Source organism: Streptomyces sp. NPDC007907 (genome assembly GCF_042959365.1).
GTDB lineage: Bacteria > Actinomycetota > Actinomycetes > Streptomycetales > Streptomycetaceae > Streptomyces > Streptomyces indiaensis.
In genome coordinates, this window is record NZ_JBIBKR010000001.1 from 115,103 (window position 1) to 141,827 (window position 26,725).

Here is a 26,725-nt window from a genome sequence, read left to right on the forward strand (position 1 = left end):
GACGCAGCACGACCGAGAGCGGGTGCAGCGATGCAATCGGGGGCGCGCGTCGCCGGGCACACCACCCCGGGCACATCCGGGCGCCGAGTGGGCCGACCGCCGACGGGAAGGCGGAATACGGAGAGTCACACACCGCGCCCGCTGCGTAACCACCGGTGCGCCGGACCCGTTGGAGGGGGCATGGGCTTCACGATCGGCATCAACCGTGGCATGCGCGACATCCGGTCCGGCTCACGCCGCCGCCGCACGTCGGACGGCACCGCCGTCGCCGAGTACACCGGGCTGTGGGGCTGGGACGTGGTGCCGGGTGCCCGGGCCTCGGCGGGCGCCTGCTCCTGCGGCCGCGGCGACTGCCCCGCGCCGGGCGCGCACCCGCTCGACTTCGCCCCGGTGCTCCCGGCCGGAGCGACGCTGGACGCCGTGACCGAGACGTGGAGCGAGTTCCCCGGGGCCTCGGTGATGCTGCCGGTCGGCGGGGCGTTCGACGTCATCGAGGTGGCCGAGCCCGCCGGCTGCCGCGCGCTGGCCCGGCTGGAGCGCATGGGCCTGCCCGTCGGCCCGGTCGCCGTGACCCCGGACGGCCGGGCACAGTTCTTCGTCGCCCCCGGCGCCGCCGCCGGCCTGCGCGGGCTGCTCTACCGCATGGGCTGGGACGACCCGGACGCGCTCGACCTGCGCGGCCTCGGCCCGGGCACGCACATCACGGCACCGCCCTCCGACCGCGGCGGCCTGGGCCGGGTGTGCTGGCTGCGCTCCCCCGCGCTGGACTCGGCGTCCCGCCCGCCGGAGGCCCGCCTGGTGCTGGGCACGCTGGCGTACGTGGCCCACCGGTCACGGGCCTAGGGGCAGGTCCCGGCCGCGCTACGGACGTACACAGCGAAGCGCCCGTCCCCGACTGCACCTCGGGGGCGGGCGCTTCTCGCGCGTGTACGGATTCTCGGCGGTCGTTCCTCGGTGGGTGCCGAGCTCACTCTCCGATAAGGGCGTCAACGAACGCCTCCGGCTCGAACGGCGCCAGGTCGTCCGCTCCCTCGCCGAGTCCGACGAGCTTGACCGGGACGCCCAGCTCGCGCTGGACCGCGACCACGATGCCGCCCTTGGCCGTGCCGTCGAGCTTGGTGAGCACGATGCCGGTGATGTCGACCACCTCGGAGAAGACCCGGGCCTGGACGAGGCCGTTCTGGCCGGTGGTGGCGTCCAGGACGAGCAGCACCTCGTCGACCGGGGCCTGCTTCTCGACGACCCGCTTGACCTTGCCGAGCTCGTCCATGAGGCCGGTCTTGGTGTGCAGGCGGCCGGCGGTGTCGATGAGCACGACGTTCGCACCCATCTCCTTGCCCTCCTTGACCGCGTCGAAGGCCACGGAGGCAGGGTCGCCACCCTCGGGCCCGCGCACGGTGTGGGCGCCGACGCGCTCGCCCCAGGTCTGGAGCTGGTCGGCGGCGGCGGCACGGAAGGTGTCGGCGGCGCCGAGCACGACGCTCTGGCCGTCGGCCACCAGGACACGGGCGAGCTTGCCGGTGGTGGTGGTCTTGCCGGTGCCGTTGACGCCGACGACCATCACGATGCCCGGCTTGCGGTCCTCCGGCTCGGTCTTGACCACGCGGTCCATGTCGCGGCCGACCAGCGTGACGAGCTCCTCGCGGAGCAGGGTGCGCAGCTCCTCCGGGGTACGGGTGCCGAGCACCTTCACCCGCTCGCGCAGCCGCTCGACCAGCTCCTGGGTGGGCTGCACGCCGACGTCGGCGGTGAGCAGCGTGTCCTCGATCTCCTCCCAGGTGTCCTCGTCGAGGTGCTCGCGCGACAACAGCGTGAGCAGCCCCTTGCCGAGGGCGTTCTGCGAGCGGGAGAGCCGGGTCCGCAGCCGGACCAGGCGGCCCGCGGTGGGTTCCGGGATCTCGATCGCGGGGGCTTCGGCGGGCGGCTCCTCGACTACGACCGGAGCCGAGCCGTCCGGGAGATCCACCTCCTCTATCGTTCGCCGCGGTTCCTCCCGCGGCGTCTCGGCCTCGTCGCCGACGTGCGGCTCGGCCGGTGGGGCGGTGATGTCGGGCGCCGCGGGCGGGGGCGGAGGCAGCTGCTTCTTGCGCCGGCTGCCGACGATGAGCCCGCCGAGCGCGCCGATCACGACCACGGCGATGACTACAGCAAGGATGACGATGTCCATAACGGGTCCAGTATCAGTCATGGGCCCCCGGGTCACCCCGCTCGCGCCGCCCCGCGGGGCCGGGTGCCGCCGGATCTCCACACCCCTGGATGTCTGACGCCTCGTCAGCTAACGTCCTCCGGACACCCGCCCGGCGGAGGGAGACGCCCCCATGCCCGTCACGGTCGCACGCTTCAACCTCGTCGCTCCCGGGGCCGGCCCCGCCGAGCTCGGCGCCCGCTACCGGGCGGCCCTGGAGATGGCCGCGTACGCCGACGACCGGGGTGTCACGACGGTGCAGACGGAGGAGCACCACGGGGCGGAGAACAACTGGCTGCCCTCACCGTTCGCCTTCGCGGGGGCCGTCTTCGGTGCGACCCGGCGTGTCGCCGTCACCGTCTCGGCGGTCATCGGCCCGCTACACGACCCGCTGCGGCTGGCCGAGGAGATCGCCGTGCTGGACCTGCTGAGCGGCGGCCGGCTGGTGACCGTCGCCGGGATCGGGTACCGGCTGGAGGAGTACGAGCAGTTCGGCGTGGACTTCGCCCGGCGCGGCGCCCTCCAGGACGAGCTGCTGGAGACGCTGCCGGCGGCCTGGACGGGTGAGCCCTTCTCCTACCGCGGCCGCACGGTCCGCGTCACACCGCGTCCCTTCACCGAACCGCACCCGCTGCTCCTGGTCGGCGGTTCGTCCCGGGCAGCGGCCCGGCGCGCCGCCCGGCTCGGTCTGCCGTTCTTCCCGAGCGCGCACCTGCCGGAGCTGGAGGCGTACTACAAGGAGCGGCTCGCCGAGTACGGCACCGAGGGCTGGGTGATGATGCCGGCCGCCGAGACGCCCCTGCTGCACGTGGCGGAGGACCCGGACCGGGCCTGGGCGCAGTACGGGCGGCACTTCCTGCACGAGGCCCGGACGTACGCCTCCTGGCAGACGGGCGGGATGCGCTCGGCGGTGAAGTCGGCCGCAGCGACGGTCGGGGAGCTGCGCGCGGAGGGCGTGTACCGGATCCTCACCCCGGAGGCGTGCGTGGCGCTGGGGCTGGACTCCTACGTCCTGCATCCGCTGGCGGGCGGGATGCCGGTGGAGGAGGGGTGGCGGAGCCTGCACCTGTTCTGCGAGCGGGTGCTGCCCCGGCTGGCCGGGTGAGACGACAGACCGCCGCCCCGGCTCGGGCAGTGGCCGAACCGGGGCGGCGGCGGGTTACGGGGAGAGGGGCAGCGGGGACTTGGCCCCTTCTCCCCGAGTCGCGGGGCGGGTCTAGCCCATCTCCTCCAGGGCCTTGCCCTTCGTCTCCTTGACGAACTTCAGGACGAACGGGATCGAGAGCGCGGCGAACGCGGTGTAGATCACGTACGTCACGGAGAGGTTCCAGTCGGCCAGGGACGGGAAGCTCGCGGTGATGGCCCAGTTGGCGATCCACTGCGCGGCGGCGGCCACGCCCAGGGCGGCGGCACGGATCCGGTTGGGGAACATCTCGCCGAGCATGACCCAGACGACCACGCCCCAGGACAGGGCGAAGAAGAGGACGAAGACGTGCGCGGCGATCAGGGCGATCCAGCCCTGCGTGGCCGGCAGCTTGCCGTCGACGAGGTGGTAGGAGAACGCCCAGGCCTCCAGCGCCAGGCCGACGACCATGCCGACCGAGCCGATGATCGCGAGCGGCCGGCGGCCGATGCGGTCGACGAAGATCATCGCGATGACGGTGCCGACGATGTTGATGATCGACGTGGTGAAGGAGTAGAAGAACGAGTCGGCGGGGTCGACGCCGACGGACTGCCACAGCGTGGCGGAGTAGTAGAACGCGACGTTGATGCCGACGAACTGCTGGAAGACCGACAGGCCGATACCGACCCAGACGATCGGCTTGAAGAAGAAGCCGCCGCCGAGCAGGTCCTTGAAGCTCGACTTGTGCTCGCTCTTCATGGCGCCCTCGATCTCGGCGACACGGGCCTTCAGGTCGACGTCCTTGCCCTCGACCTCGGCGAGGATCTCCCGGGCGCGCTCGTGCTTGCCGACGGAGATGAGGAAGCGCGGGGACTCGGGGATGGCGAAGGAGAGCAGGCCGTAGAGGACGGCCGGGACGACCATGACGCCGAGCATGACCTGCCAGGCCTCCAGGCCCATCAGCTTGCCGCGCTGGTCACCGTCGGCGGCGTTCAGCAGGCCCCAGTTGACCAGCTGCGACACGGCGATGCCGATGACGATCGCGGCCTGCTGGAAGGAGCCGAGCCGGCCGCGGTAGGCGGGCGGCGCGACCTCGGCGATGTAGGCCGGGCCGATCACGGACGCCATGCCGATGGCGAAGCCGCCGACGACCCGCCAGAAGGCCAGGTCCCACAGGCCGAAGGGCAGCGCGGAGCCGACGGCGCTGACGGTGAAGAGGGCCGCGGCGATCTGCATGCACCGGATGCGGCCGATGCGGTCGGCTATGCGGCCGGCCGTCGCCGCGCCGACGGCGCACCCGATCAGGGCGATGGCGATGACCTGGGCGAGGGCCGCGGAGCCGACGTCGTAGCGGTCCCGGATGGCCTCGACGGCGCCGTTGATCACGGAGCTGTCGTAGCCGAAGAGGAAGCCGCCCATCGCGGCCGCCGCCGCGATGAAGATGACGTGCCCGAGATGATCGGGGTGAGCCGTCCTGGCTCCTGACTTGGGGGCCTGCGCTGTGCTGGTCACGTGAACTCCTCGGGCCACCGGCAACGCTGCCGGAGGGGATCAGCCCTTCGTGGTGCCACCTGAAGGTACCTGAAGGTAAAAGGAACGTTGCAGAGACTATGCCTTCAAGTTTCGAAGTCAATAGGTCAGCAGCTGTGAACCTGAGACAGGAGTGTGGGGGCTATGTGTTCAAGTGTTGAAGTCACGAAGAGATGCAGGTGAAGACGGTGTAACGCGCACGCATCTAGCGGAGGCGCTGGCTGATGACCTTCGACACACCGTCGCCCTGCATGGAGACGCCGTAGAGGGCGTCGGCGACCTCCATCGTGCGCTTCTGGTGTGTGATCACGATCAGCTGGGAGGCTTCCTGGAGCTCCTGCATGATCCGGATGAGCCGCTGGAGGTTGGTGTCGTCCAGGGCGGCCTCGACCTCGTCCATGACGTAGAACGGACTGGGCCGTGCCTTGAAGATCGACACCAGCATCGCCACCGCCGTCAGCGACCGCTCCCCGCCCGAGAGCAGCGACAGCCGCTTGACCTTCTTGCCCGGCGGACGCGCCTCGACGTCCACGCCCGTGGTGAGCATGTTGTCGGGGTCGGTCAGCACCAGCCGCCCCTCACCACCGGGGAACAGCCGGCTGAAGACGCCCTCGAACTCCCGGGCCGTGTCGCGGTACGCCTCGGTGAAGACCTGCTCGACGCGTTCGTCGACCTCCTTCACCACCTGGAGGAGGTCCGCCCGCGTCTTCTTCAGGTCCTCGAGCTGCTCGCTGAGGAACTGGTGGCGTTCCTCCAGCGCCGCGAACTCCTCCAGGGCGAGCGGGTTCACCTTGCCGAGCTGCTGGTAGGCACGCTCGGCGGCCTTGAGGCGCTTCTCCTGCTCGGCCCGGAGATAGGGCCGGGGCCGGTTGCGCGGGTGCTCCGGGTCCTCCGGCAGCTCCTCGCCCTCGGCGGGGGGCGAGGGCGGCACGAGCTGGTGCGGTCCGTACTCCGCCACCAGCCCGGCCGGTTCGACACCCAGCTCCTCCAGCGCCTTGGTCTCCAACTGCTCGATGCGCAGCCGTTTCTCGGCGCCGAGTACCTCGCCGCGGTGGACCGAATCCGTCAACTTGTCGAGCTCGGCCTTGAGATCGCGCCCCTCGGTGCGTGCACGGGCGAGTTCCTGCTCGCGGCGGGCCTTGGCGGCCTCGGCGGCGGTGCGCTCCCGGTCGGCGCGGGCCAGGGAGACCTCGACGTGCGCGAGCAGCTGCCGCGCACCGGAGCCGACGGCCTCGGCGACGGCCGCCTCGTGGCGCAGCCGGGCCCGCCGCTGCTCGGCACGCGCGCGTGCCTCGCGTTCCGCGCGGGCGGCCCGGTCCAGGGAGTCGGCCCGTCCGGCCAGTCCCTTGACGCGTTCCTCGTGCGTCCGGGCCTGGAGCCGGGCCTCCATCTCGGTCTGCCGTGCGTTGGCACCGTCGGCGGCGAGCCGGTCCCGTACGGAGGTGTCGGGCTCCTCGTCGATCGGCATCTCCTCGGCGACGGCGAGCCGCTCGGCGAGTTCCTCGACCTCTTCCAGTGCCCTGTCGAGGGCTTCCTGCGCCCGGGCCGCGGCGGCGGTGGACCGCTCGGCCTCCCCCGCCGCGCCCCGTGCCTGCCCCGCGAGACGGCCGAGCTGCTGGGCGACGGCCGACTTCTCCCGGTCGGCCGCCCGGCGCCGCTCCCCCAGCTCCTCGACCAGCACGGCGGCTTCCTTGCGCCGCTCGACGGCTGCATGCTGGGCCTCGGTCAGCTCCTCGCAGCGGACGGCGAGCTCTTCCAGCTCGGCGGCGGCCTCGTCGACGGATGCCTGGACCTCGAGGAGGCTGGGGGCGCCGGCGGAGCCGCCGTGGGCGAAGTGGGTGCCGAGGAGGTCGCCTTCGGCGGTGACGGCGGTGAGGTCCGGGTGGGTGTAGACGAGGCTTTCCGCGTCTTCGAGGGTGTCGACCACGACGATGCCGTGGAGGAGCCGTCTTACGGCAGGCATGAGGTCCGTGGGGCCGCGGACCAGGTCTGCGGCACAGGTGTGGCGGGCGTCTGCGGGGCCGTGGCTGCTCGCGCAGTTCCCCGCGCCCCTGAGGGCGTCATCTCCTGCCAGGAGCAGGGTGGCCCTGCCCCCGTCCTGTTTGCGGAGGAGTCGGATCGCGTCGGCCGCGGTTGCCGGGGACGTGACCGCGATGGCGTCCGCCGCCGCCCCGAACGCCGCGGCCAGGGCGACCTCGTGGCCCTGGACCACCGTCAGGAGTTCCGCCGCCGGGCCGAGCAGGCCGGAGAGGCGGTCCTTCGCGGCCAGCAGTATGCCGGTGCCGTCCTTGCGGCGCAGGCCGAGGGCCAGGGCCTCGTGGCGGGCCTGGGTCGCGGCGCGTCTGCGTTCCGCCGCGGTGGCGGCCTCACGGGCGGCCGTGAGGGCGGACTCGGCGTCGGCCAGCCGCTGCTTGGCCGACTCGTGCTGCTCGGCGAGTTCCGCGTCGCCCGCGTCGAGACCGTCGACCTCGGCCTGGAGGGCCTCGTACTCCTCCTGGGCGGCGACGGCACGTTCCTGCGCCTCGTCGCGGGCGGCGGCCAGGCGTTCGATCTCGGCCTGGGCGGAGGCCGCGCGGGAGCGGGCGGCGTTGACCTGGCCGCTGAGGCGGGCCAGTCCCTCACGCCGGTCGGCGATGGCACGGGCGGCGTCCTTGAGGCGCCGTTCCTCCTCGGTGAGGGCGCGTTCCAGCTCGGCACGGTGGGCGACCGTGTCCTCCAGGGCGCGTTCGGCCGCCTCCAGGGCCGCCTCCAGCTCGGCCTCCTGCTCGCGGATGCGGGCCGCCTCGCGCTCCATGTCCTCGGGATCGCGGCCGCGCCGCTCCTCGGGGGGCGCGGAGGTGGCGCTCTTCACCCGGGCGTCGGCGAGGGAGATCGTGCCGCGCACGCGTTCGGCGAGCTGGGAGAGCTCGTACCAGGTCTGCTGTGCCCGCTGGAGGCGTGGCGTGAGCTGCCGGACCTCGTCCTCCAGGAGGGCCTCGCGCTGGAGCGCCCTGCGCAGGTCCTGCTCGGCGGACTCCTTGCGTTCCTTCAGCGCGGCCTCGTCGGCGACCTCGGCCTTGAGCGCCTCCTGGAGCCGTACGAGGTCGTCGGCCAGCAGGCGCAGGCGGGCGTCGCGCAGGTCGGCCTGGATGACGGCGGCCCGGCGGGCGACGGCCGCCTGGCGGCCGAGGGGCTTGAGCTGGCGTCTGAGTTCGTCGGTGAGGTCCTGCACGCGTGCGAGGTTGGCCTGCATCGCGTCCAGCTTGCGCAGCGCCTTCTCCTTGCGCTTGCGGTGCTTGAGGACGCCGGCGGCCTCCTCGATGAAGGCGCGCCGGCCCATGGGGTCGGCGTGCAGCACGGAGTCGAGCTGGCCCTGCCCGACGATCACGTGCATCTCACGGCCGATGCCGGAGTCGGAGAGGAGCTCCTGGATGTCGAGGAGGCGGCAGGTGTCGCCGTTGATCTGGTACTCGCTGCCGCCGTTGCGGAACATGATCCGCGTGATGGTGACCTCGGCGTACTCGATGGGGAGGGCCCCGTCGGAGTTGTCGATGGTCAGGGACACCTCGGCCCGGCCCAGCGGGGGGCGGCCGGTGGTGCCGGCGAAGATGACGTCCTCCATCTTGCCGCCGCGCAGCGACTTGGCGCCCTGCTCGCCCATGACCCAGCTGAGCGCGTCGACGACGTTGGACTTGCCCGAGCCGTTCGGTCCGACGACGCACGTGATCCCCGGCTCGAACCGGAGGGTGGTCGCCGAGGCGAACGACTTGAACCCACGGAGGGTCAGGGCCTTGAGGTGCACGCCGCCGGACTTTACCGCCCGGGTCGGTCTCACTCCATGAACCCACGGTTTCACCGCTGAACGCGCAGGGCACATCAGACGTTAAAGACGGTGAAAGGATGCGGGGGCAAGAAAGAAGGGACGCCGACGGGGCGTCCCTTGCACTTCTGACAATCAGGCGGTTGTGACGGGCGGCCCGACCACTGCTGTGCCGATGTGGAGCGGCGCAGTGATCAGGTGAGCGCAGGCTCCGCCTGGTGTGCGTCAACGCTCTCCATGATCCTGTCGTGAGAAGCGGCAGCCGTCAGCGCTTCGTTCTCCGCCTGGATCCGTCCGAGCTCGGATTCCAGGTCCTGGACGCGCTGCTGGAGCCGTCGCATCTCGGCGAGGAGTCGCGGGTCGGAGCCGCCGACGTAACCGAGAAGCGCCTTTGCCATGATGGATGGTCCTCCACAATGCGTGACCGACCGCTGCGGTGTGGGTCGTGAGGGATTCGCACCCGCGGTCTTGGCAGGGCCTGGAGTTGTACTGCCGTTCAGCCATGCCAAACAGCTAAGGTGCGCGGGGCTTTCAGCGTCTCACCAAAAAGTTTGACGGTCAACACGATCACGCCCCGTATCAAGGGGCAGCCCGGGCACGCGCGGCCTGGAACGGCCGTACCGCGGCTTCTGCGGGACCCTCGGGGCGTGGCGATCATCCTTGCGTGCGGAGCGCGCCGAGGCAAGCGGTTCCGGCAATCACCAGCAAGTTTCGTCTCGGGGTGGCTGTCCGCGCCCCGTGCGCGGGCGGCCCGGGGGGCCGCCCGGCGGGCCTGATCAGCGGATGGCGAAGCCCTCGTAACCGCCGCGGGGTGTGTCCCAGATCTCGGTGACGCCGTCCACGCGGCCGGGCGTGTCGTCGCCCTGCAGCCACTCCAGAAGGCCCTCGCAGCCCTCGCGCCCGCCCTCGGCGACCACCTGGACCCGCCCATCGCCCAAATTGAGAGCAAAACCACTCAGGCCGCCGATCTCCAACGCCTTGGCCCGCGTGAACCAGCGGAAACCCACACCTTGGACGCGTCCTCGCACCCAGGCGACCAGTCGCACATCTTCGCTCATGACTGCAACCTAACCGCCCAATCTCCCTGCGGGCACTTCCTCCACTTGCGCCATGCGGTACCGTCCCCCCTCAACGAATCTCATATGAAACTCACACGATCGAGTGAGTTTGGTGTTGATCTCGAGGACGAGTCGACCGCCAGGACGAGGAAGGCCAGGACATGGGACGCCACCGACGCTCCGACGCCGGCCGCGCCGCCACGGGCCGCGCCACGGGAATCACCCACCCCGACGGCTTCGCGGAGCGCCACGGACCGCTGTACACCGCGGACGACGCCCCGACGATGGGCATCGCGCCCTATCTGAACCCGGAGGCGTACGCCGAGACCAGCGCCAGAAGCGACGCCTACCTGTTCGGCGCGGAGGCCTCCCCGGCCGGTGACCGCTTCACGGACACGGCCGTCTTCGCGAGCGGCGGGTTCGGCTCCGACGGGTTCGGCTCCGACGGTTTCACCCCCGACGGCGGCACCCGCCGGGCGGGCGCGCACCGTCGCCGCAAGAAGACCGCCCGGCCGATGCGCACCGGCCTGCTCGGTGTCTCCGCCGCGGTCGCCCTCGGCACGGTCGCGGTCGCCACGGGCGCCGTGCCCGGCCTCGACAACTACAAGCTCGGCGGGGGCGGCGGGGCCGACAACGTCCAGGCCGGCGACACCCCCACGAACACTCCGATCGAGCAGGGCGGCACGTCCGGCAGCGCCGACAGCCGGGACGAGACGTCCACCAGCCGGGGCACCGAGCGCTCCGCCTCGCCGTCGCCGTCGGCCTCGAAGACCTCGGCCGCGCCGACGAAGACGCCGGAGAAGCCCGAGAAGACGCAGGAGAAGAAGACCCCGGAGAAGAAGCCGGCGGCCACTCCCAGCGAGAAGCCGGAGAGCACGCCCTCCCGGACGGCCACGAAGGCGCCCCAAAAGCCCGACGCCTCCGCCGCGCTGTCCGGGGAGTCCGCCGCCGCGGCACAGGTGCTGAGCCTCGTGAACGAGGAGCGGGCCAAGGTGGGTTGCAGCCCGGTGGCCGCCAACAGTGCACTGACCGCCCTGGCCCAGAACTACAGCGAGGCCATGGCCGCCCGGGGCTTCTTCGATCACACCGACCCGGACGGCCGCACGCCGTGGGACCGGGCCGAGAAGGCCGGGATATCCAACCTCGGCGGTGAGAACATCGCCCGCGGCCAGGCCGACGCCGCGGCCGTGATGGACGCCTGGATGAACAGCCCCGGCCACCGCGCGAACATCCTGAACTGCGACTTCAAGACTCTGGGCGTCGGCGTCGAGCTCGGCTCGGGCGGCCCCTGGTGGACCCAGAACTTCGGCTATTGAGATAACCGCAGGTCACAGGACTATGCCCCTCGTGGGCCGTGTCCGGGCCGTCCGTGGCAGGTTCCTCGTCAGAGAAAACGCGATCCACGGCGGCCCGGGTCCGGGTCCCGCTCGACGGCATCAGGATCTACTTCGCCGGGAGGGGCCTGATCCGCCGTCGCAAGCGATGCGTTGCCCCGAAGCCCGACGAACCGCGCCTTGTCTACGACGGGGATGGCCCCAACGTCGTGCTGTGGCGGGCAGGTCCACAGACTGCCCGACGTGCCGGAAACTTACGGGGCCATGATCACTCGCTCCGAAGCCGCTCCGCCGACCTTCAGTGCTGGCTGTTGCGGAATCCGATGACCACGGCGCCCCACCAGCAGGCCTGAGAGACGAGAGCCGTCGCGGCTCCCCAGGCCAAGAGGCGCGGCGAGAACACACCGCTGCCCTGTTGCATCATGCGTCTGTTCAGGAGGCCGGCCTGGAGGCCGTTGAGGGTGAGGCCGAGCACCAGCCCCAACTTGATGCGAGTGAGGGTGGAGCCAAGGTTCGGGTGGAGCATCACGCCGCTGGCCACGAGACCGGCAAGGCCGGTCCAGATGGGGACGTGGAGGTGGGCCGTGCTGTTCAGGGCATCGCGCAGGGCGCACCGGCCCGTCAGATACAGGAGCGCGTAGTAGTCGGTCACCAGGACAGCCCCAAAGCCGAGCACGAGCGAGGCCAGGTGAGCAAAGAGCACCACGGTGTGGAGGGCGGCGTCCACGTGCAGGTGCATGGATATCCAGGCGCAGGCCGAGAGCCCCAGGCAGGCGGCGAGCGCGGCAGCTCCGACTGTCCACCATGTGTCGTACAGCCCCAGCGGCCGGGCGGGCGCCGCCGGAGGGGACACGGATGACTCCGAGGGCAGCACGGACACAGATGACTCCTACGGCAACCACAGACGAGATTTAGGTAAGGCTCACCTAAGGGCTATTTTTAGTCAAGGTCGCAGTGCGAATAGGGTTCCAGCCGCGACGCAAGCGTGATCAGGGCGTGCCACTCCCGCGACCTGCGCGGCTAGAGGCAAAAGACGGTCAGCGCTGGCCGGTGGGGTTGCGTGCTCAACGACGACCAACGCCGACAACCACCGACAGCTGAGTCGCAGGTCGCAGCGTTGATCGAATATACGGCCGCAGGTCAGAGACCCGGCCCTTCACTTCTTCGGCTACTGAGTCCCGCTCGCGGCACTCAGGCGGCGGCCAGGCCCCTGCGGAACACCCTGGCCGTCTCGGCCACCCTGCGGCCCAGCGCCTCGGCCGTGGCGATGTCCGCCTTGTGGACCGCCTCGGGGCCCTCGTCGGCGTTGGTCTGAGCGGCCGCGCCCGCGAAGACGCCGAGACGGTTGAGGTCCTGCTCGGAGCCGGTGCTGCTGTTCCAGCCGGGGAGCAGCCCCAGGTTCACCCAGTGCATGCCGAGCTGGGCGGCGAGGATCTGGAAGTACTGCAGGGTGTGCAGCTTGTCACCGCTCTTGGAGGCGGAGTTCGTGAAGCCCGCGGCCAGCTTGTCCTTCCAGGCCTGGGTCGCCCAGCGCTTCGACGTGGCCTCCGCGAAGACGTGGAAGGCGCCGGACGCGGTGCCCATGTAGGTGGGCGATCCGAACACGATGGCGTCCGAGCGGTCGAGGACCGCCCACTGCTCCTCGGTGATCTCGTCGACGTTGATCAGGTGCACCTCGGCACCGGCCTCAACGGCACCGTCCCGGACGGCCTCGGCGATGACGGCAGTGTGGCCGTAGCCCGAGTGGTAGGCGAGGGAGACGACAGGGGTGGTCACGTGAGTACTCCTGAGACAGAGGCGAGTTGCTGACGATGACCAAAGGAAAGCACTAACTTTTGGTTAGTGCAACCTGTTGGTTAGCGCTGCGCTGACGTACCCTGGTCGTATGACCACCACCCAGGAGCTCCCGGAGGGGCTCGGCGACCTTCCGTTCAACGTGTTCGCCAAGGCCTGCCCGTCGCGCGGCACGCTGGAGCACGTCACGGGACGCTGGGGCGGCCTCGCGCTCGGCGCCCTGTACGAGGGTTCGCTGCGCTTCAACGAGCTGCGCCGACGCGTCGACGGTGTGAGCGAGAAGATGCTGTCCCAGACGCTGCACGCCCTGGAGCGCGACGGCCTGGTGCACCGTGAGGCCCAGCCGACCAATCCGCCCCGCGTGGACTACGAACTGACGCCGCTGGGGCGCGAGGTGGCCGAGCGGCTGCTCGCCCTGATCCACTGCGTGGAGGGCAGCATGGAAGAGGTCCTGGCCGCGCGCGAGCGGTACGACTCCGCTAGGGCGTGATCCTCGGCGGCCGCTGGCACTTCGGGCAGTAGTAGCTCGACCGGTTCATCCAGGGCCGTCGGCGCATCGGCGTGCCGCAGCGCCGGCAGGGCAGGCCCTCGCGCCCGTACGCGTCGAGCGACCGGTCGAAGTAGCCCGACTCTCCGTTGACGTTGACGTAGAGGCTGTCGAAGCTGGTGCCGCCCACCGCGAGGGCCGCGTTCATCACGTCCCGTACATGGCCCAGGAGCATCAGGGTGCGGGGGCGCGTGAAGGTCGCGGTGGGGCGCTCGTAGTGGATGCGGGCCCGCCAGAGGGCCTCGTCGGCGTAGATGTTGCCGACGCCGCTGATCAGTGACTGGTCGAGCAGGGCCCGCTTGATGGTGGACCGCTTGCGGCGCAGCGCCCGGTGGAAGGCCTCGTCGTCGAAGAGCTCGTCGAGCGGGTCGCGGGCGATGTGCGCGATGACGTCCGGCAGCCCCTCGGCGGTGTTGTCGTGCAGCGAGAGACCGCCGAAGGTGCGCTGGTCGACGAAGCGGAGTTCGGTCTCCAGGGCGTCGGTGAAGCGGACGCGGATGCGCAGGTGCTTCTCGTCCGGGGCGGTGTGCGGCTGGACCAGGAGCTGGCCGCTCATCCCGAGGTGGGCGAGGATCGACTGGTCCGTGTCCTCCAAGGGCAGCCACAGGTACTTGCCGCGGCGGCTGGGCACGCCGATGCGGTGGCCCTTGAGGCGGTGCGCGAAGTCGTCGGCGCCGGCGAGGTGGCGGCGCACTGCGCGCGGGTGCAGCACCTCCGCCTCGGCGACGGTCCGGTGGGCGACCCACCGCTCGAGACCGCGCCGTACGACCTCGACCTCGGGCAACTCGGGCATGGCTCCCCCGTCACGGACCTGTGGATGACGCGAGCGCCCGCCCCGGGCAGGGGCGGGCGCTCGGGTGCGCTTGCTTTCCGCCCGGTGCGGGCGGCGGCGGTCAGCCTGCGGCGCTGCCGTCGGTGACCGCCTGGGCGGCCTGAGCTGCTGCCGTCTGCGTCGCCTCGGCGTCCTTCGCCGCCTTGGCACGCTCGTCCGCCGCGGCCCGGATGGACCGCCATGCGGACTCGGCTGCCTGCTGCTCCGCCTCCTTCTTGCTGCGGCCGGTGCCGGTGCCGTACGAGACGCCTCCGACGCGGGCGGCAGCAGTGAAGGTCTTCTCGTGGTCGGGGCCGGTCTCCGTGACCAGGTACTCGGGAACGCCGAGCCCCTCGGTCGCGGTGAGCTCCTGGAGACTGGTCTTCCAGTCCAGGCCGGCTCCGAGGTTCGAGGACTTCTCGATCAGGGGGTCGAACAGGCGGTGCACCAGCTCCGCCGCCGAGTCCAGTCCCTGGTCCAGGTAGACCGCGCCGATCACCGCTTCGAGGGTGTCGGCGAGGATGGACGCCTTGTCCCGGCCGCCCGTGCCCTCTTCACCCCGGCCGAGCCGGATGAAGGAGCCCAGGTCGAGCCCACGGCCCACCTCGGCGAGCGCACGCGAGTTCACCACCGCGGCCCGCAGCTTGGCCAGCTGGCCTTCTGGGAGGTCGGGGTGGGTGCGGTACAGCGTGTCCGTGACCACGAGGCCGAGGACGGAGTCCCCGAGGAACTCCAGGCGCTCGTTGGTCGGCAGACCGCCGTTCTCGTATGCGTACGACCGGTGGGTCAGTGCGCGCACCAGAAGGGCGGACTCGAGCTTGTAGCCGAGCCGCCCTTCCAGAAGCGTGTGGGACGAGGCCTGGCTGTCCGCCGGAGCATTCCCGCTCGCACGGGAAGACTTGTTCTTAGGCGTGGACACAGTGCCTCTCACCAGCCGCTCAGACCTCGAGGACCTGGCGCTTGTTGTAGGTGCCGCACGACGGGCACGCGATGTGCTGCTGCTTGGGCTCGTGGCAGCGCTCGCACGCAACCAGGGTGGGGACCGCAGCCTTCCACTGCGACCGGCGGTGGCGCGTGTTGCTGCGCGACATCTTCCGCTTCGGAACAGCCACGGCTACTTCTCCTGCTTCTCGTCGACGCCCGCTTCCGCGTCAGCGCCGCTCATCTCGTCCTTCTCGCCGTCCTTCATGGTGCCGGCGAGTCCCTGCAATGCCGCCCAACGGATGTCGACGGCGTCATGGTGGTGGTCCGGGTCGTCCGCCAGTCGCGCGCCGCACTCGGCGCACAGCCCGGGGCAGTCTTCCCGGCACACCGGCTGCATCGGCAGTGCGAGCACCACCGCATCACGCAGCACGGGCTCGAGGTCGAACAAGCCGTCCTCGAGGAAGAGCCTGTCCTCGTCGTCCTCGGCGTCGTCGCCCGGTTCCGCGATCACGCGGCCCCGGTCGTCGGCGTCAGGGTACGAGAACATCTCCTGGAACTCCGCTTCGAGCTCCTGCTCGAGCGGCTCCAGACACCTTACGCACTCCCCCTCGGCCGCGGCACGAGCGGTGCCTGTGACGAGCACCCCTTCCATGACCGACTCCAGGCGGAGTTCGAGCTCCACCGGGGCGCCTTCCGGCACTCCGATGACTCCCTTGATACCGAAGTCCTTGGGAGCGTCGACCGTGCGGGTCAGGCGCTGCAGCGCACCAGGCCGCCGACCCAGCTCGTGTGTGTCGAACACGAGGGGGTTGCGGTGGTCGAGGCGGGCGTTCAGGGCCATTCCAACTTTCGGTCTGCTGATGAGCTCAGGGGGGACGCCGCCCTTCGTCATTCCCGGGCAGCGTTGATCGCGGACGTACGCGCGACCGAAGAGCCAGGATACTGGACCTTTCGCTTTCGGCCCAATCCGGGGTTCAGCCCTGCCCGCGGCCCTGCTCGTAGGCCCGCAGCTGCTCGGCGCTGATCATGCTGGTGTCGAAGAGGCTGGTCTCGTCGAGGGCGTAGCCCTGCTGGGCCTGGTGCCCCTGCTGCGGCTGCTGCTGGGCCTGGTGGGGGTCGTAGCCGCCCTGCTGGGGGTCGTAGCCCTGGTACGCGTAGGGATCGGCGTGCTGGTAGCCGTAGGAATCCTGCTGGGCGGCGTAGGCCTGCTGGGGGTAACCGCCATAGGGGTCGGGCTGCTGGACCGGGGCGTCCGGCGCCGGGGCGTAGCCGGCGGTCGGGGCGTACGCCGGCTGCGACTGCGCGTAGTCCTGCTGCTGGGCGGGCTGCCCGGGCGGGGGCTTCTGGTCGGCGAGGGCGGCCAGGTCGGCGAGGTAGTCGGCGTCGCTGGAGTGCTGGACGGTGCTCGCGTCGTCGGCGAGGGCGCCCAGGTCGTCGGTGGCGATCCGGCCGTGCAGCTTCTGCCGGCCGCGGCCGACGGCCTCCAGGGTCTTGGCGAGGACCGCCTCGAAGGCGCCGAGCTTGACGTCGACGTACTCGTCGGCGCTGCGGCGCTGGGTCTGCGGGTCGTGGCTGCGCTCGGGGGCGTCCTCGTCCTCGTAGCCGTGCTCGTCGACGCCGGGGCCGGTGCCCAGCAGCTTCTCGCGGCCGCGGCCGACGGAGCCCAGGGTCTTGGTGAGGACGACCTCGAAGTTGGCGAGCTTGGAGTCGACGTACTCGTCGGCCTCGGCGCGGATCTCCTCGGCCTCCTGGCGGGCCTCGGCGAGGATGCGGTCGGCCTCGGCCTGGGAGCGGCGGGCGACCTCGGTGCCGGAGATCAGCGAGCCGCGCTCGGCGTGCGCGCTCTCGATGATCTGCTGGGCCTCCTGGCGGGCCTGCTCGACCATCTGCTCGCGCCCGCCGATCAGCTCCTGGGCCTGGGCGAGGGAGTCGGGCAGTGCCGCGCGCACCTCTTCCAGCATCGCGAGCAGTTCGGCGCGGTTGACCACGCACGAGGCCGACATGGGCATGGACCGGGCGCCGGAGACCGCGGAGACGATCTCGTCGAGCTTCTTCTGCACGTCCACCGTGTGCTCGCCACTCTCTACAGATGCGTTGGAGACGGACGGGACGACTGTACGGCCACGGGGTCGCCCCGGAACACCGGGTGACGGGCAGTCAGCCTCCGTGCAGGCCTCCGGGGCGGGTTCAGTCCCTCTTCAGGCGCTCGGTGAGGACCTGGAGGACCTCGGCGGGCACCAGGTGGGAGACGTCGCCGCCCCAGGTCGCGACCTCCTTGACCAGGGAGGACGACAGGAAGCTGTAGGTGGGGTTGGTGGGGATGAAGAGGGTCTCCACGCCCGAGAGGCCGTTGTTCATCTGGGCCATCTGCAGCTCGTAGTCGAAGTCGCTGACCGCGCGCAGGCCCTTGACGATGGCCGGGATGTCGCGCTGCTTGCAGAAGTCGACGAGCAGGCCGTGGAAGGCCTCCACGCGGACGTTGCCGTACTCGGCGGTGACCCGGCGGATCAGGTCGATCCGCTCCTCGATCTCGAACAGGCCCTTCTTGGCCTGGTTGATCATCACCGCGACGTAGACCTCGTCGTACAGCCTGGAGGCGCGGGAGATGATGTCGAGGTGTCCGTTGGTGATCGGGTCGAACGACCCGGGACAGACGGCGCGGCGCACTTGTGATCCCTCGCTCTCCGGTCCGGTCATCGTGCGTCTTCGCACGTAGAGGCGGCGCGACCGTACCAAAACGTTCCCTCGCCGTAGCGACGGGCCCGGAGGGGTTCGAAACCCTCGGGCCACCGGAATTCACCGCCTCTGGTGCTGCGCTCCACGGTGACGAGGGCTTCTTCGCCGAGCCAGCCCTCTGTGCGGAGTGTGAGGAGGATCTCCCGAAGATCGTCGTCGGTGACGGCGTACGGGGGGTCGAGAAAGACCAGGTCGTAGGGGTCGCCGGGGGGTGCCGTGCGGATGATCCGTTCCGCTTTGCCCGCTCTGACCTCGGCGCCGGGGAGACCGAGGTTCTTGACGTTCTCGCGGACCGTCCGCACGGCCTTGGCGTCGGCCTCGACGAGGAGGGTGTGGCCGGCGCCTCGGGAGAGGGCCTCCAGGCCCACGGCTCCCGAGCCTGCGTAGAGGTCGAGGACGCGTTCGCCGTCCAGGGGGCCGCCGAGGAGGGACTGCCAGGTGGAGAAGAGGCCTTCGCGCGCGCGGTCGGAGGTGGGGCGGGTGCCGGTGCCGGGAGGAACGGCGAGTCGACGTCCGCCGGCGGTGCCGGCGATCACGCGGGTCATCTGTGGTCCTTGGTCGTGGGCGGCTTCGGGTATCAGTTTGGCTGGTCGCGCAGTTCCCCGCGCCCCTGGGGCGGCATCCCTCACCCTTTTTCCAGGTACTGCTCCCGTTCCTCGTCCAGCAGGGCGTCCAGAGCCGTCCGCAGGGCCGGGAGGTGGGTCAGGTCCGGGTCGGCGCTCACCACCGCCGTCGCCTCCTGCCTCGCCTCCGCGATGATCTCCTCGTCCTCGATGACGGCGAGGACCTTCAGGGAGGTCCGGGCTCCGGACTGGGCCTGGCCCAGGACGTCTCCCTCGCGGCGCTGTTCCAGGTCGATGCGGGAGAGCTCGAAGCCGTCGAGGGTGGAGGCGACGGCGTTGAGGCGCTGGCGGGCCGCGCTCGCCTCGGGCATCTCGGTGACCAGCAGGCACAGGCCGGGGGCCGAGCCGCGGCCCACGCGGCCGCGCAGCTGGTGGAGCTGGGAGACGCCGAAGCGGTCGGCGTCCATGATCACCATGGCGGTGGCGTTCGGGACGTTGACACCGACCTCGATGACCGTCGTGGCGACCAGGACGTCGGTGTCGCCGGCGGCGAAGCGGCGCATGACGGCGTCCTTGTCGTCGGGGTGCATGCGGCCGTGCAGCACCTCGACGCGCAGGCCCTGGAGAGGCCCCTTGACCAGTTGGTCGGCCACGTCGAGCACGGCGAGGGGCGGGCGCTTCTCCGCCTCGTCCTCGGGGGACTTCTTCCTGGCGGACTTCTTCGGGTCGTCCTCCTCGTCGCCGATGCGGGGGCAGACGACGTAGGCCTGGTGGCCGTTCTCCACTTCCTCTCGGACCCTTTCCCACGCGCGGGACAGGAAGTGGGGCTTGTCGGCGGCCGGGACCACGTGGCTGGCGATCGGCGAGCGGCCGGCCGGCAACTGGTCGAGGACGGAGGTCTCCAGGTCGCCGAAGACGGTCATGGCGACCGTGCGCGGGATGGGTGTGGCGGTCATGACCAGCAGATGCGGGGGTTGCTTGCCCTTGCCGCGCAGGGCGTCGCGCTGCTCGACGCCGAAGCGGTGCTGTTCGTCGACCACGACCAGGCCCAGGTCGTGGAACTGCACCTTGTCCTCGATCAGCGCGTGCGTGCCGATGACGATGCCGGCCTCGCCGGTGGTGAGGTCGAGCAGGGCGTGCCGCCGGGCGGCCGCTCCCATGGAACCGGTGAGCAGCACGACCTTGGTGGCCTGCTCGGCCCCGCCCAGCATCCCGCCCTCGGCCAGCTCGCCCATCATCTCGACGATGGACCGGTGGTGCTGCTGGGCGAGGACTTCGGTGGGCGCGAGCATGGCGGCCTGTCCCCCGGCGTCGACCACGGCGAGCATGGCGCGCAGCGCGACCATGGTGTTGTGGGTGACGGTGAAGTTGTCGGTGACATAGGCATGGCTGGGGTGGGCGACGCTGATGCACTGGACAGGCTTCCGCCCCACGTACTCGACCGCCCGGACACCGCGCCGGAACGGGTCGTCCTTCGGCCTCGGACGCAGGCGTTCTGCTTTGCCGGTGAGCCGGAACGGGGTGTACGCGTCCGGCAGCGACACCTGCACGTGGTACGCGGCTGTCCTCGGCTGCACGCGGGCCCGGCCGCCCAAAGAGCGCACGAGCCATGCGACGTCCTGTGCGAGCCGGCGTGAAGGCGAGCAGAGGGAGATGCTCAGGCCGTCGGCCTGGACGCTGCCGTCCGTGTCCAGAAGCCCTTGCAGGACGGCGAGACGGTCCTTGATCGAAGCGTTCTTGAAAGCCGCAGGGACGAACCTGTCGTGGGACGTCCTTCCCCAGAGGCCCACGTCGCGCAGGACCTGGACGACGGGATTCCGCACGCCTCCGGCACGTTCCTGGAGCTGAATCGCGTAGTCACAGTGGGACCCCTCCACCGGTACCAGCGAGCAATCAGGCGCGAGTGCCGCCGCCACCGCCTCACGGATCTCGTCGTCGATGACGGAAAGGCGGAGACGGTGGCGGAATGAACCACCCCCCAGCAGCAGCCCGAGCAGGTAGGGGTCGAGGGGCAGCCCGGCGTCGCCGCCGAGGTCGACCGGCTGTGCAGGCGGGATGTACCACTTCGAGGACCCGTCGGCCTTGAACGTATCGAGACGGATCTCCCGGGTCGTCATGACCTTGGGAGTCCGGCCACCGTGCCGACCACAGCTCGTGCCGACGATCCAGAGATGCTCGTCGTCGCACTCGACGGAACTCCCGTCGGACAGGACCAGGCGCCACACATCGCGCTCGCCCTGCGGGAAGACACCATCGATCAGCCCGATGCCGCCGTCCGGCACGACCACCTCGTCACCCACGCGCAGATCTCCCATGCGACGGAAGCCCATGGGTGTGAGCACCTGCGCGTCGAGGGGTTGGGCCTTGCCCGAACCCACCTCCCCCTGCAACAGCCGGTGCATCGGATGACTCGTGGCCAGGTCGTCGAAGATTTCGCGGGAGACGCGCTGCTGGCCGTCGGTGAGGGTGAAGGGGAGTCGGGCGTCGAAGGCGGTGAGGAGGCCGTCGGGGGCGGGCTTGCGGGGGACGGCGGGGAGTTGGGAGTCCGCGTGGCGGCGGCGGGCCAGGGCGACCTGGAGGACGAAGGCCTCGTCCCACTTGAGGCGGGAGCGGGCGTCCTCGACGTCGGCCTTGGTGTGCGGGCGGTGGATCTTGAGGAGGGCTTCGGGGAGCGGGACCAGACCGCGGCCCTCGCGCAGGGTGTCCGGCAGCGGGTCGACGGCCTCCTGGGCGGTGGGCAGGACCGTCTGGATCGCCTTGCCGATCTTCCAGGACTCGAGCTTGGCGGTGGCGGGGTAGATCGGGATCAGGGCGCCCGCCCACGTCTCGACGGACTCCTCTGGGTCACCGCGCAGCAACTCGTAGGCCGGGTGGGCGAGTTGGAGGCGGCGGTTGAAGACGGAGACCTTGCCGGCGAACATCGCGCGGGTGCCCGGCAGGAGTTCCTTGTGGGGCTTGTGGACGCCCGCGCCGAAGAAGACCAGTTGGAGACGGCCGCTGCCGTCCGTGATCGTGACCTCCAGGCGCTGGCCCTTGCCGCGCGGGGCCTTGGCGGAGGCGAAGGTGTGCAGCCGGGCGTCGGCGACCTGCGCGACCACCGTGACGTGCTCGTCCATGGGGAGGTCGGCGAGGTGGGTGAGCTGGCCGCGCTCCTCGTATCTGCGCGGGTAGTGGTGCAGGAGGTCACCGACGGTGAGCAGGCCGAGGTGCTCGGCCATCACCTTCGCGGTGGCGGGGCCGAGCACCGACTTGAGCGGTTGGCGCAGGGGTTCTTCCAGTGCGGGCACGAGATCCATTGCACACCACGCCACTGACATTGGCCCCAGGTCGCGGCCGGATCGCCGTAAAGATCCCGGAAACCCCTGGTCAGGCCGCTGGTTCGGGCCTTAGGATGACGCGCTCCCGGCCCTCTTCCGCGGTCGCCGCCCCACCGGGACCGCCCGACCCCGCGCCGTCGCGAGTCCCCCACCGGCGCCGTGATGATGGACTCCCAGACCTCACAGCCGTCCCAGGCACCCCATTCGCCCCCGTCACCTCATACGTTCCAGGTCGACCTGCGTGGTCTGGTGGACCTGCTCTCCCATCACCTCTACTCCAGTCCGAAGGTGTATCTGCGGGAGCTACTGCAGAACGCCGTCGACGCCATCACGGCCAGACGCGCGACGGAACCCGACGCTCCGGCCCGGGTCCGGCTGTACGCCGAGGGCGGCGCCCTGCGCGTCGAGGACACCGGCGTGGGACTCACCGAGGCCGACGTGCACGACCTGCTGGCCACCATCGGGCGCAGTTCCAAGCGGGCCGAGGGGCTCCAGGAGGTCCGGTCGGACTTCCTCGGGCAGTTCGGCATCGGGCGGCTGGCCTGTTTCGTCGTGGCCGAGCGGATCCGGGTCGTCAGCCGCAGCGCCCGTACGCCCGGGGCGCCGCCGGTGGAGTGGACGGCGTCCGACGACGGTTCGTACACGGTGCGGACGCTGCCGGACGCCGAGCGGCCCGAACCGGGCACCACCGTGCACCTGGTGGCCCGGGCCGGTTGCGCGGAGTGGCTCGCACCCGGGCGGGTCGCGGCGCTGGCCCGGGACTTCGGGTCGCTGCTGCCCTACGACGTCCGGGTCGGCGACGAGACGGTCACCGACCTCCCGGCGCCCTGGGACCGCCCGTATCCCGGTCCGGCCGCCCGCAGGGTCGCCCTGGCCCGGCACTGCCACGACCTGTTCGGCTTCACCCCGCTGGACACGATCGACCTGTCCGTGCCGCTGGCCGGCGTGCGCGGGGTGGCGTACGTGCTGCCGTCGGCGGTGAGCCCGGCCCGGCGTGCGGGGCACCGGGTGCACCTCAAGGGCATGCTGCTGACCGAGCGGGCCGAACAGCTGCTGCCCGACTGGGCGTTCTTCGTGCGCTGCGTGCTCGACACGGACAGTCTGCGGCCCACGGCGTCGCGCGAGGCGCTGTACGAGGACGAGACGCTGGCCGGTGTGCGCGAGGCGCTGGGCGAGCGGATCCGGGCCTGGCTCACGGGGCTGGCGGCCGGCGATCCGGAGCGGCTGGCCGCGTTCCTGGCGGTGCACCACCTGGGCGTGAAGTCGCTGGCCCGGCACGACCGGGAGATGCTGCGCACGATGCTGCCGTGGCTGCCGTTCGAGACGACCGACGGGCGGCTGTCCCTGGAGGAGTTCGCGCAGCGGCACCCGGTGGTGCACTTCACGCGGACCGTCGAGGAGTACCGGCAGGTCGCGCCGATCGCGTCCGCGCAGGGCATCGGCGTGGTCAACGGCGGTTACACGTACGACAGCGAGCTGGTGGAGGCACTGCCGTCGGTGCGGCCGGGCACGGTGGTCGCCGAGCTGGACGCGGAGACGGTCACCGCGCATCTGGACGCCGTGGAACCGGCCGAGGAGCTGGCCCTGTCCGGCTTCCTGGCGGCGGCCCGCGCCCGGCTCGACCCGCTCGGCTGCGACGTCGTACTGCGGGCCTTCCACCCGCTCTCCGTGCCCGCGCTGCACCTCGACGACCGGGACGTCCGGCACGAGCAGGCCCGGGCGGACGCCGAGGAGCGGGCCGACGACCTGTGGGCGGGCATCCTCGGCTCCCTGCGGGGCGGCGCACCCCGCGCGCGGCTGGTGCTGAACCATCTCAACCCGCTCGTGCGGCGGATCAGCGCGCTGCCCGACCCGGAACTGATCGGCACCGCCGCGGAGTCGCTGTACGGGCAGGCGCTGCTGATGGCGCAGCGGCCGCTGCGGCCGGCCGACTCGGCGCTGCTCAACCGCGCGTTCATCGGCCTCCTGGAGTGGGCCACACACGGCGAGGACGGTCGGGCATGACGGAGATCACGGACTTCGACACGCTGCGCGCGGCGATGACGGAGAACTCCGGGCAGCCGGAGGGGCCGGCCCGCAACGCGCGCGCGGAGCAGCTGCTGGCGGCGGCCGAGAAGCTGAACATCCCGCTGGCCGTGATCGAGGCGCTCGGGCACCAGCTGAAGGTCTACAACTACAGCTCCGAGAAGGGGAAGATGTTCGTCCCCTTCGCGCGTCTGCTGCGCATGTGGGACGAACGGCCCGAGGACTTCGACGAGTACGAGACCCACTCGCTGCACTGGGTCTTCAAGTGGGTCTCGGCCGGCATGCTCGACCAGCCGCACATCCCGCTCGCGTCGATCGAGAAGTGGCTCGGCGAGATGGAGCACCGCTACCGGCTCGCCGGGCACTCCGAACGGGCCGTGCGCAGCGCCGAGCACAGTGTGGCGGCGCACGTCGGGGACGTGGCGCGGGCCGAGCGGGCGTACACGGCGTGGCTGGCCGCCGACCGGGACGCGATGGCCGACTGCCACGCCTGTGAGCTGCACGGGCAGGGCTGGTGGCAGGCGGAGAGGGGGCGGGACGCGGAGGCGCTCCGGCTGTGGGGGCCGGTGCTTGAGGGCGAGTACGCCTGCGCCCACGAGCCGCACACGGCCCTCGCGTCCTCCCTGCTGCCGCTGCTGCGGCTGGGCCGCCTCGACGAGGCCCGGGCCAACCACCTGCGGGGTTTCCGGCTGGTGCGGGCCATGGAGAGCATGCGCGGCGCGTACGCGGACCACGTGGAGTTCTGTGCGCTGACCGGCAACGAGGCGCGGGGCCTGGAGTTGCTCGCGGAGCGCCCGGCGTACTTCACGGACGACGGGCATCCGCGGAGCAGGCTGGACTTCATGAGCGTGGTGGCCCTGCTCATGGACCGGCTGACCGCGCTCGGGCTGGGTGAGCGGCAGGTGCCGGGGCCGGCCGGCCGGGAGTGGACCGCGAGTGAACTCGCCGCGCACGCGCGTGGGGAGGCCCTGGCCTTGGCGGCGCGCTTCGACGCACGCAACGGCACCGGGCACGTGAGTGAGCGGGCACGCGTGCGCATGGCGGGCCGGCCGCTGGTGGAGCGGCTGCCGCTGGGCGTGCGGTCGGTACGGCCGGCTCCCCCGCCCGCTCCTCCGAAGGCTCCGGTCCGCGTCACCGGGCAGCCGGACCTGGCCGCGCTGCTGGCCGAGGCACGGCGGCTGTCGGACACCCTGCGGCCGAACGCCGTGGAGGCGTGGGCGGCCGCCGCAGAGGCCGCGGAGGGCGCCGAGACGGCCCCGCGCGACCGTGCCGAGATGGCGGACCACGAGGCGATGTCCCTGGGCCCCGAGGGCGCCGGGCTCTTCGAGCGGGCGGCGGACCTGTACGCGGAGGCGGGCGACCCGGGCGAGGCCCTCGCGGCACGCGCGCGTGGGGCGTACGTCCGCGCCCTGGCGGGTGACGTGGACGGCGCGGTCGCGGCGGTGGCGGGCCTGTACGACGAGGTCCTCGCGCTGTACGCCGCGGAGGGCACGGGCGTGCGGCAGACGGCGTCCGTCGTGATGAGCCGGGCGCGGATCCTGACGCGGCGGGCGCACGAGACCGACGGCGACACGGCCGCACTCGCCGAGGCCGGGGCCGCCGTCCGTGAGGTCCTGGCGCTCGTGGACGGCCGGACCGGGGAGGACGTAAGGCTGGCCGCGCGGGCCGCCGAGTCGCAGGCGATGCTCGGGGAGCTGGCGGGTCTGGCCGGGGACCTGGAGACGGCCGCGGAGCTGTTCGCGCGGGGCGCTGCGGCGTTCGTCGCGGCGGGGCTGCCCTGGTTCGCGGTGGAGTACGAGGCCCGTCTGGCCTCCCTGGCCCACCACCTCGGTGACGCGGCGGAGACCGAGCGGGCGCTGCGGGCGGCCCTGGAGCACGGCGGAGCGCAGTTGGAGGCGCCCGGACGGGCCCAGCTGCACCTTCAGCTCGCCGAGGTCGTCGGCGGCCGGGGCGACGCCGTGGAGGCCGCCGAGCACGCCCTGGAGGCCGCCCACTGGGCCGACGAGGCGGGTGAGTCGGCGACGCTGGGTGCCTGGGCGAGGCAGCAGCTCGGCGGGTTCCTGCTGCGGCAGGGGCGGTGGGCCGAGGCCGCGGAGGTGCTGGAGTCTGCGCTGCCCGACCTGACCGCCGAGACGCACGGCGACGGGGCGGTCGTGCAGACGCAGTGGTGGCTCGGCGACTGCCTGAGCGAGCTCGGTGAGCACCGCGCGGCGGCGGAACGGCGTCTGCAGGCCGCCGACATCGCCCGGCACTGGCCCGAGCAGCACGACCATGCGACCCTCGCGCACCTGGCCGGGGAGTCCCTCGGGCAGGCCGGTCTGCCCGCCGAGGCGGACCGGGCCTACGCCCGCGCGGGCGACCTGTGGCGCGCGCTCGGCGACACCCACGGTCTGGTCCGCTCCCTGCGCGCCCGCGCCTGGCTGGCGTTGGACACGGCGGGCGGGCCGGACGCGGCACGCGCCCTGATGACGGACGCGCTCCGCGCGTGCGAGACGGCACGGGACGCAGCGCCCGACGAGCAGTCCCGGCAGCGGCTCGTCGCCGAACTCGGCCACACACACGGACAGTTCGGCGACCTGCTGGCCCGCTCCGCCGCCGAGGACGCCGAAGCCGTTCCGGACGGGGACCTGTTCGAGGAGGCGCTGGCCCAAGTGGTCCGGTCGGCCGCGGTGTTCGCCTCCCTCGGGGACGGCGCCCTGCACAGCCGCACCGGCGCGGAACTCGCCGCGGGCCGGCTGGAGGCCGAACTGGACCGCCGCGCCGACGCGGTGGCACGCGCGCGTGCGGTGCTGGCGGTGTACGAGGGGTACGACGACGCGGTGACGGGCGACGGGGACGGCGAGGCCGAAGCGGTGCGGGTCCGCCGGGCGGAGGCGGAGCAGCTGCTCCGCCTGCTGACGGAGCGGCCGGACTGAGGAGGCCAGGGCACGCCGGACGCGGAAGGCACGCTGCTCCACGCCCGGATGCAGAAGACCGGCC

General features: G+C 71.7%; 21 protein-coding genes. 6 read left to right on the plus strand and 15 right to left on the minus strand.

Annotated features, from left to right (window positions below):
* Window positions 1-180: 180 nt before the first annotated feature.
* Window positions 181-843, plus strand: coding sequence for a bifunctional DNA primase/polymerase (locus ACFZDI_RS00535; RefSeq protein WP_391246844.1), 663 nt, complete (start codon window positions 181-183; stop codon window positions 841-843).
* A 124-nt stretch (window positions 844-967) separates the two neighbouring features.
* Here ACFZDI_RS00535 and ftsY read toward each other — a convergent pair whose 3' ends face one another.
* Window positions 968-2,167: a signal recognition particle-docking protein FtsY gene (ftsY, locus tag ACFZDI_RS00540; RefSeq protein WP_234847517.1), complete on the minus strand. Its 1,200-nt coding sequence runs from the start codon at window positions 2,165-2,167 to the stop codon at window positions 968-970.
* A gap of 151 nt (window positions 2,168-2,318) precedes the next feature.
* Here ftsY and ACFZDI_RS00545 point away from each other — a divergent pair, with 151 nt between their 5' ends.
* Window positions 2,319-3,290, plus strand: coding sequence for an LLM class flavin-dependent oxidoreductase (locus ACFZDI_RS00545; RefSeq protein WP_391246846.1), 972 nt, complete (start codon window positions 2,319-2,321; stop codon window positions 3,288-3,290).
* A gap of 111 nt (window positions 3,291-3,401) precedes the next feature.
* Here the strand turns inward: ACFZDI_RS00545 and ACFZDI_RS00550 are convergent, their stop codons facing one another.
* The 4 genes from ACFZDI_RS00550 to ACFZDI_RS00565 form a co-directional block, all read right to left on the minus strand.
* On the minus strand, window positions 3,402-4,820 hold the full coding sequence (locus tag ACFZDI_RS00550; RefSeq protein ID WP_234847519.1) for a sugar porter family MFS transporter: 1,419 nt from the start codon (window positions 4,818-4,820) through the stop codon (window positions 3,402-3,404).
* A 223-nt stretch (window positions 4,821-5,043) separates the two neighbouring features.
* Entirely contained in the window at window positions 5,044-8,619 is a 3,576-nt protein-coding gene (gene smc / locus ACFZDI_RS00555; protein WP_391246848.1) for a chromosome segregation protein SMC, read from the minus strand.
* Between the two features lie 212 nt (window positions 8,620-8,831).
* On the minus strand, window positions 8,832-9,035 hold the full coding sequence (locus tag ACFZDI_RS00560) for a hypothetical protein (protein WP_030852030.1): 204 nt from the start codon (window positions 9,033-9,035) through the stop codon (window positions 8,832-8,834).
* A 378-nt stretch (window positions 9,036-9,413) separates the two neighbouring features.
* Entirely contained in the window at window positions 9,414-9,695 is a 282-nt protein-coding gene (locus tag ACFZDI_RS00565) for an acylphosphatase (RefSeq protein WP_234847521.1), read from the minus strand.
* A 161-nt stretch (window positions 9,696-9,856) separates the two neighbouring features.
* On the opposite strand from ACFZDI_RS00565, the gene ACFZDI_RS00570 reads away from it, so the two are divergent.
* Window positions 9,857-11,011, plus strand: coding sequence for a CAP domain-containing protein (locus ACFZDI_RS00570; RefSeq protein WP_234847522.1), 1,155 nt, complete (start codon window positions 9,857-9,859; stop codon window positions 11,009-11,011).
* Between the two features lie 316 nt (window positions 11,012-11,327).
* On the opposite strand, the gene ACFZDI_RS00575 is transcribed toward ACFZDI_RS00570, so the two are convergent.
* On the minus strand, window positions 11,328-11,882 hold the full coding sequence (locus tag ACFZDI_RS00575; protein ID WP_391246850.1) for a hypothetical protein: 555 nt from the start codon (window positions 11,880-11,882) through the stop codon (window positions 11,328-11,330).
* Window positions 11,883-12,220: 338 nt separating this feature from the next.
* The gene (locus ACFZDI_RS00580) at window positions 12,221-12,805 is read right to left on the minus strand and encodes a flavodoxin family protein (RefSeq protein WP_234847524.1); all 585 of its coding nucleotides are present in this window, start codon (window positions 12,803-12,805) and stop codon (window positions 12,221-12,223) included.
* A 109-nt stretch (window positions 12,806-12,914) separates the two neighbouring features.
* Here ACFZDI_RS00580 and ACFZDI_RS00585 point away from each other — a divergent pair, with 109 nt between their 5' ends.
* Entirely contained in the window at window positions 12,915-13,313 is a 399-nt protein-coding gene (locus tag ACFZDI_RS00585) for a winged helix-turn-helix transcriptional regulator (RefSeq protein ID WP_391246852.1), read from the plus strand.
* Here ACFZDI_RS00585 and mutM read toward each other — a convergent pair.
* From mutM to ACFZDI_RS00625, 8 genes are all read right to left on the minus strand, one after another.
* Window positions 13,303-14,163, minus strand: coding sequence for a bifunctional DNA-formamidopyrimidine glycosylase/DNA-(apurinic or apyrimidinic site) lyase (gene mutM, locus ACFZDI_RS00590; protein ID WP_234847526.1), 861 nt, complete (start codon window positions 14,161-14,163; stop codon window positions 13,303-13,305). The two genes, ACFZDI_RS00585 and mutM, sit on opposite strands and share 11 nt — an antisense overlap.
* Before the next feature lie 100 nt (window positions 14,164-14,263).
* Window positions 14,264-15,112, minus strand: a complete 849-nt coding sequence (gene rnc / locus ACFZDI_RS00595; protein ID WP_391246854.1) for a ribonuclease III — start codon at window positions 15,110-15,112, stop codon at window positions 14,264-14,266.
* Between the two features lie 7 nt (window positions 15,113-15,119).
* Entirely contained in the window at window positions 15,120-15,293 is a 174-nt protein-coding gene (gene rpmF, locus ACFZDI_RS00600) for a 50S ribosomal protein L32 (protein ID WP_003951102.1), read from the minus strand.
* 2 nt (window positions 15,294-15,295) lie between these two features.
* Window positions 15,296-15,946, minus strand: a complete 651-nt coding sequence (locus tag ACFZDI_RS00605; protein ID WP_361118849.1) for a YceD family protein — start codon at window positions 15,944-15,946, stop codon at window positions 15,296-15,298.
* A gap of 133 nt (window positions 15,947-16,079) precedes the next feature.
* Window positions 16,080-17,171 carry an ATP synthase F0 subunit B gene (locus ACFZDI_RS00610; protein ID WP_391246857.1) on the minus strand — a complete coding sequence of 364 codons (1,092 nt, stop codon included), beginning with the start codon at window positions 17,169-17,171 and terminating at the stop codon, window positions 16,080-16,082.
* 121 nt (window positions 17,172-17,292) lie between these two features.
* Window positions 17,293-17,772: a pantetheine-phosphate adenylyltransferase gene (gene coaD / locus ACFZDI_RS00615; RefSeq protein WP_234847533.1), complete on the minus strand. Its 480-nt coding sequence runs from the start codon at window positions 17,770-17,772 to the stop codon at window positions 17,293-17,295.
* A gap of 26 nt (window positions 17,773-17,798) precedes the next feature.
* Window positions 17,799-18,386, minus strand: coding sequence for a 16S rRNA (guanine(966)-N(2))-methyltransferase RsmD (gene rsmD, locus ACFZDI_RS00620; RefSeq protein WP_391246859.1), 588 nt, complete (start codon window positions 18,384-18,386; stop codon window positions 17,799-17,801).
* Between the two features lie 80 nt (window positions 18,387-18,466).
* Window positions 18,467-21,700 carry a helicase-related protein gene (locus tag ACFZDI_RS00625; protein ID WP_391246861.1) on the minus strand — a complete coding sequence of 1,078 codons (3,234 nt, stop codon included), beginning with the start codon at window positions 21,698-21,700 and terminating at the stop codon, window positions 18,467-18,469.
* Between the two features lie 186 nt (window positions 21,701-21,886).
* Between ACFZDI_RS00625 and ACFZDI_RS00630 the strand changes: the two genes are divergently transcribed.
* Window positions 21,887-23,725 carry an HSP90 family protein gene (locus ACFZDI_RS00630; protein ID WP_391247995.1) on the plus strand — a complete coding sequence of 613 codons (1,839 nt, stop codon included), beginning with the start codon at window positions 21,887-21,889 and terminating at the stop codon, window positions 23,723-23,725.
* Window positions 23,722-26,661 carry a tetratricopeptide repeat protein gene (locus ACFZDI_RS00635; RefSeq protein ID WP_391246863.1) on the plus strand — a complete coding sequence of 980 codons (2,940 nt, stop codon included), beginning with the start codon at window positions 23,722-23,724 and terminating at the stop codon, window positions 26,659-26,661. Before ACFZDI_RS00630 ends, ACFZDI_RS00635 begins: the two co-directional genes overlap by 4 nt.
* Window positions 26,662-26,725 lie beyond the last annotated feature (64 nt).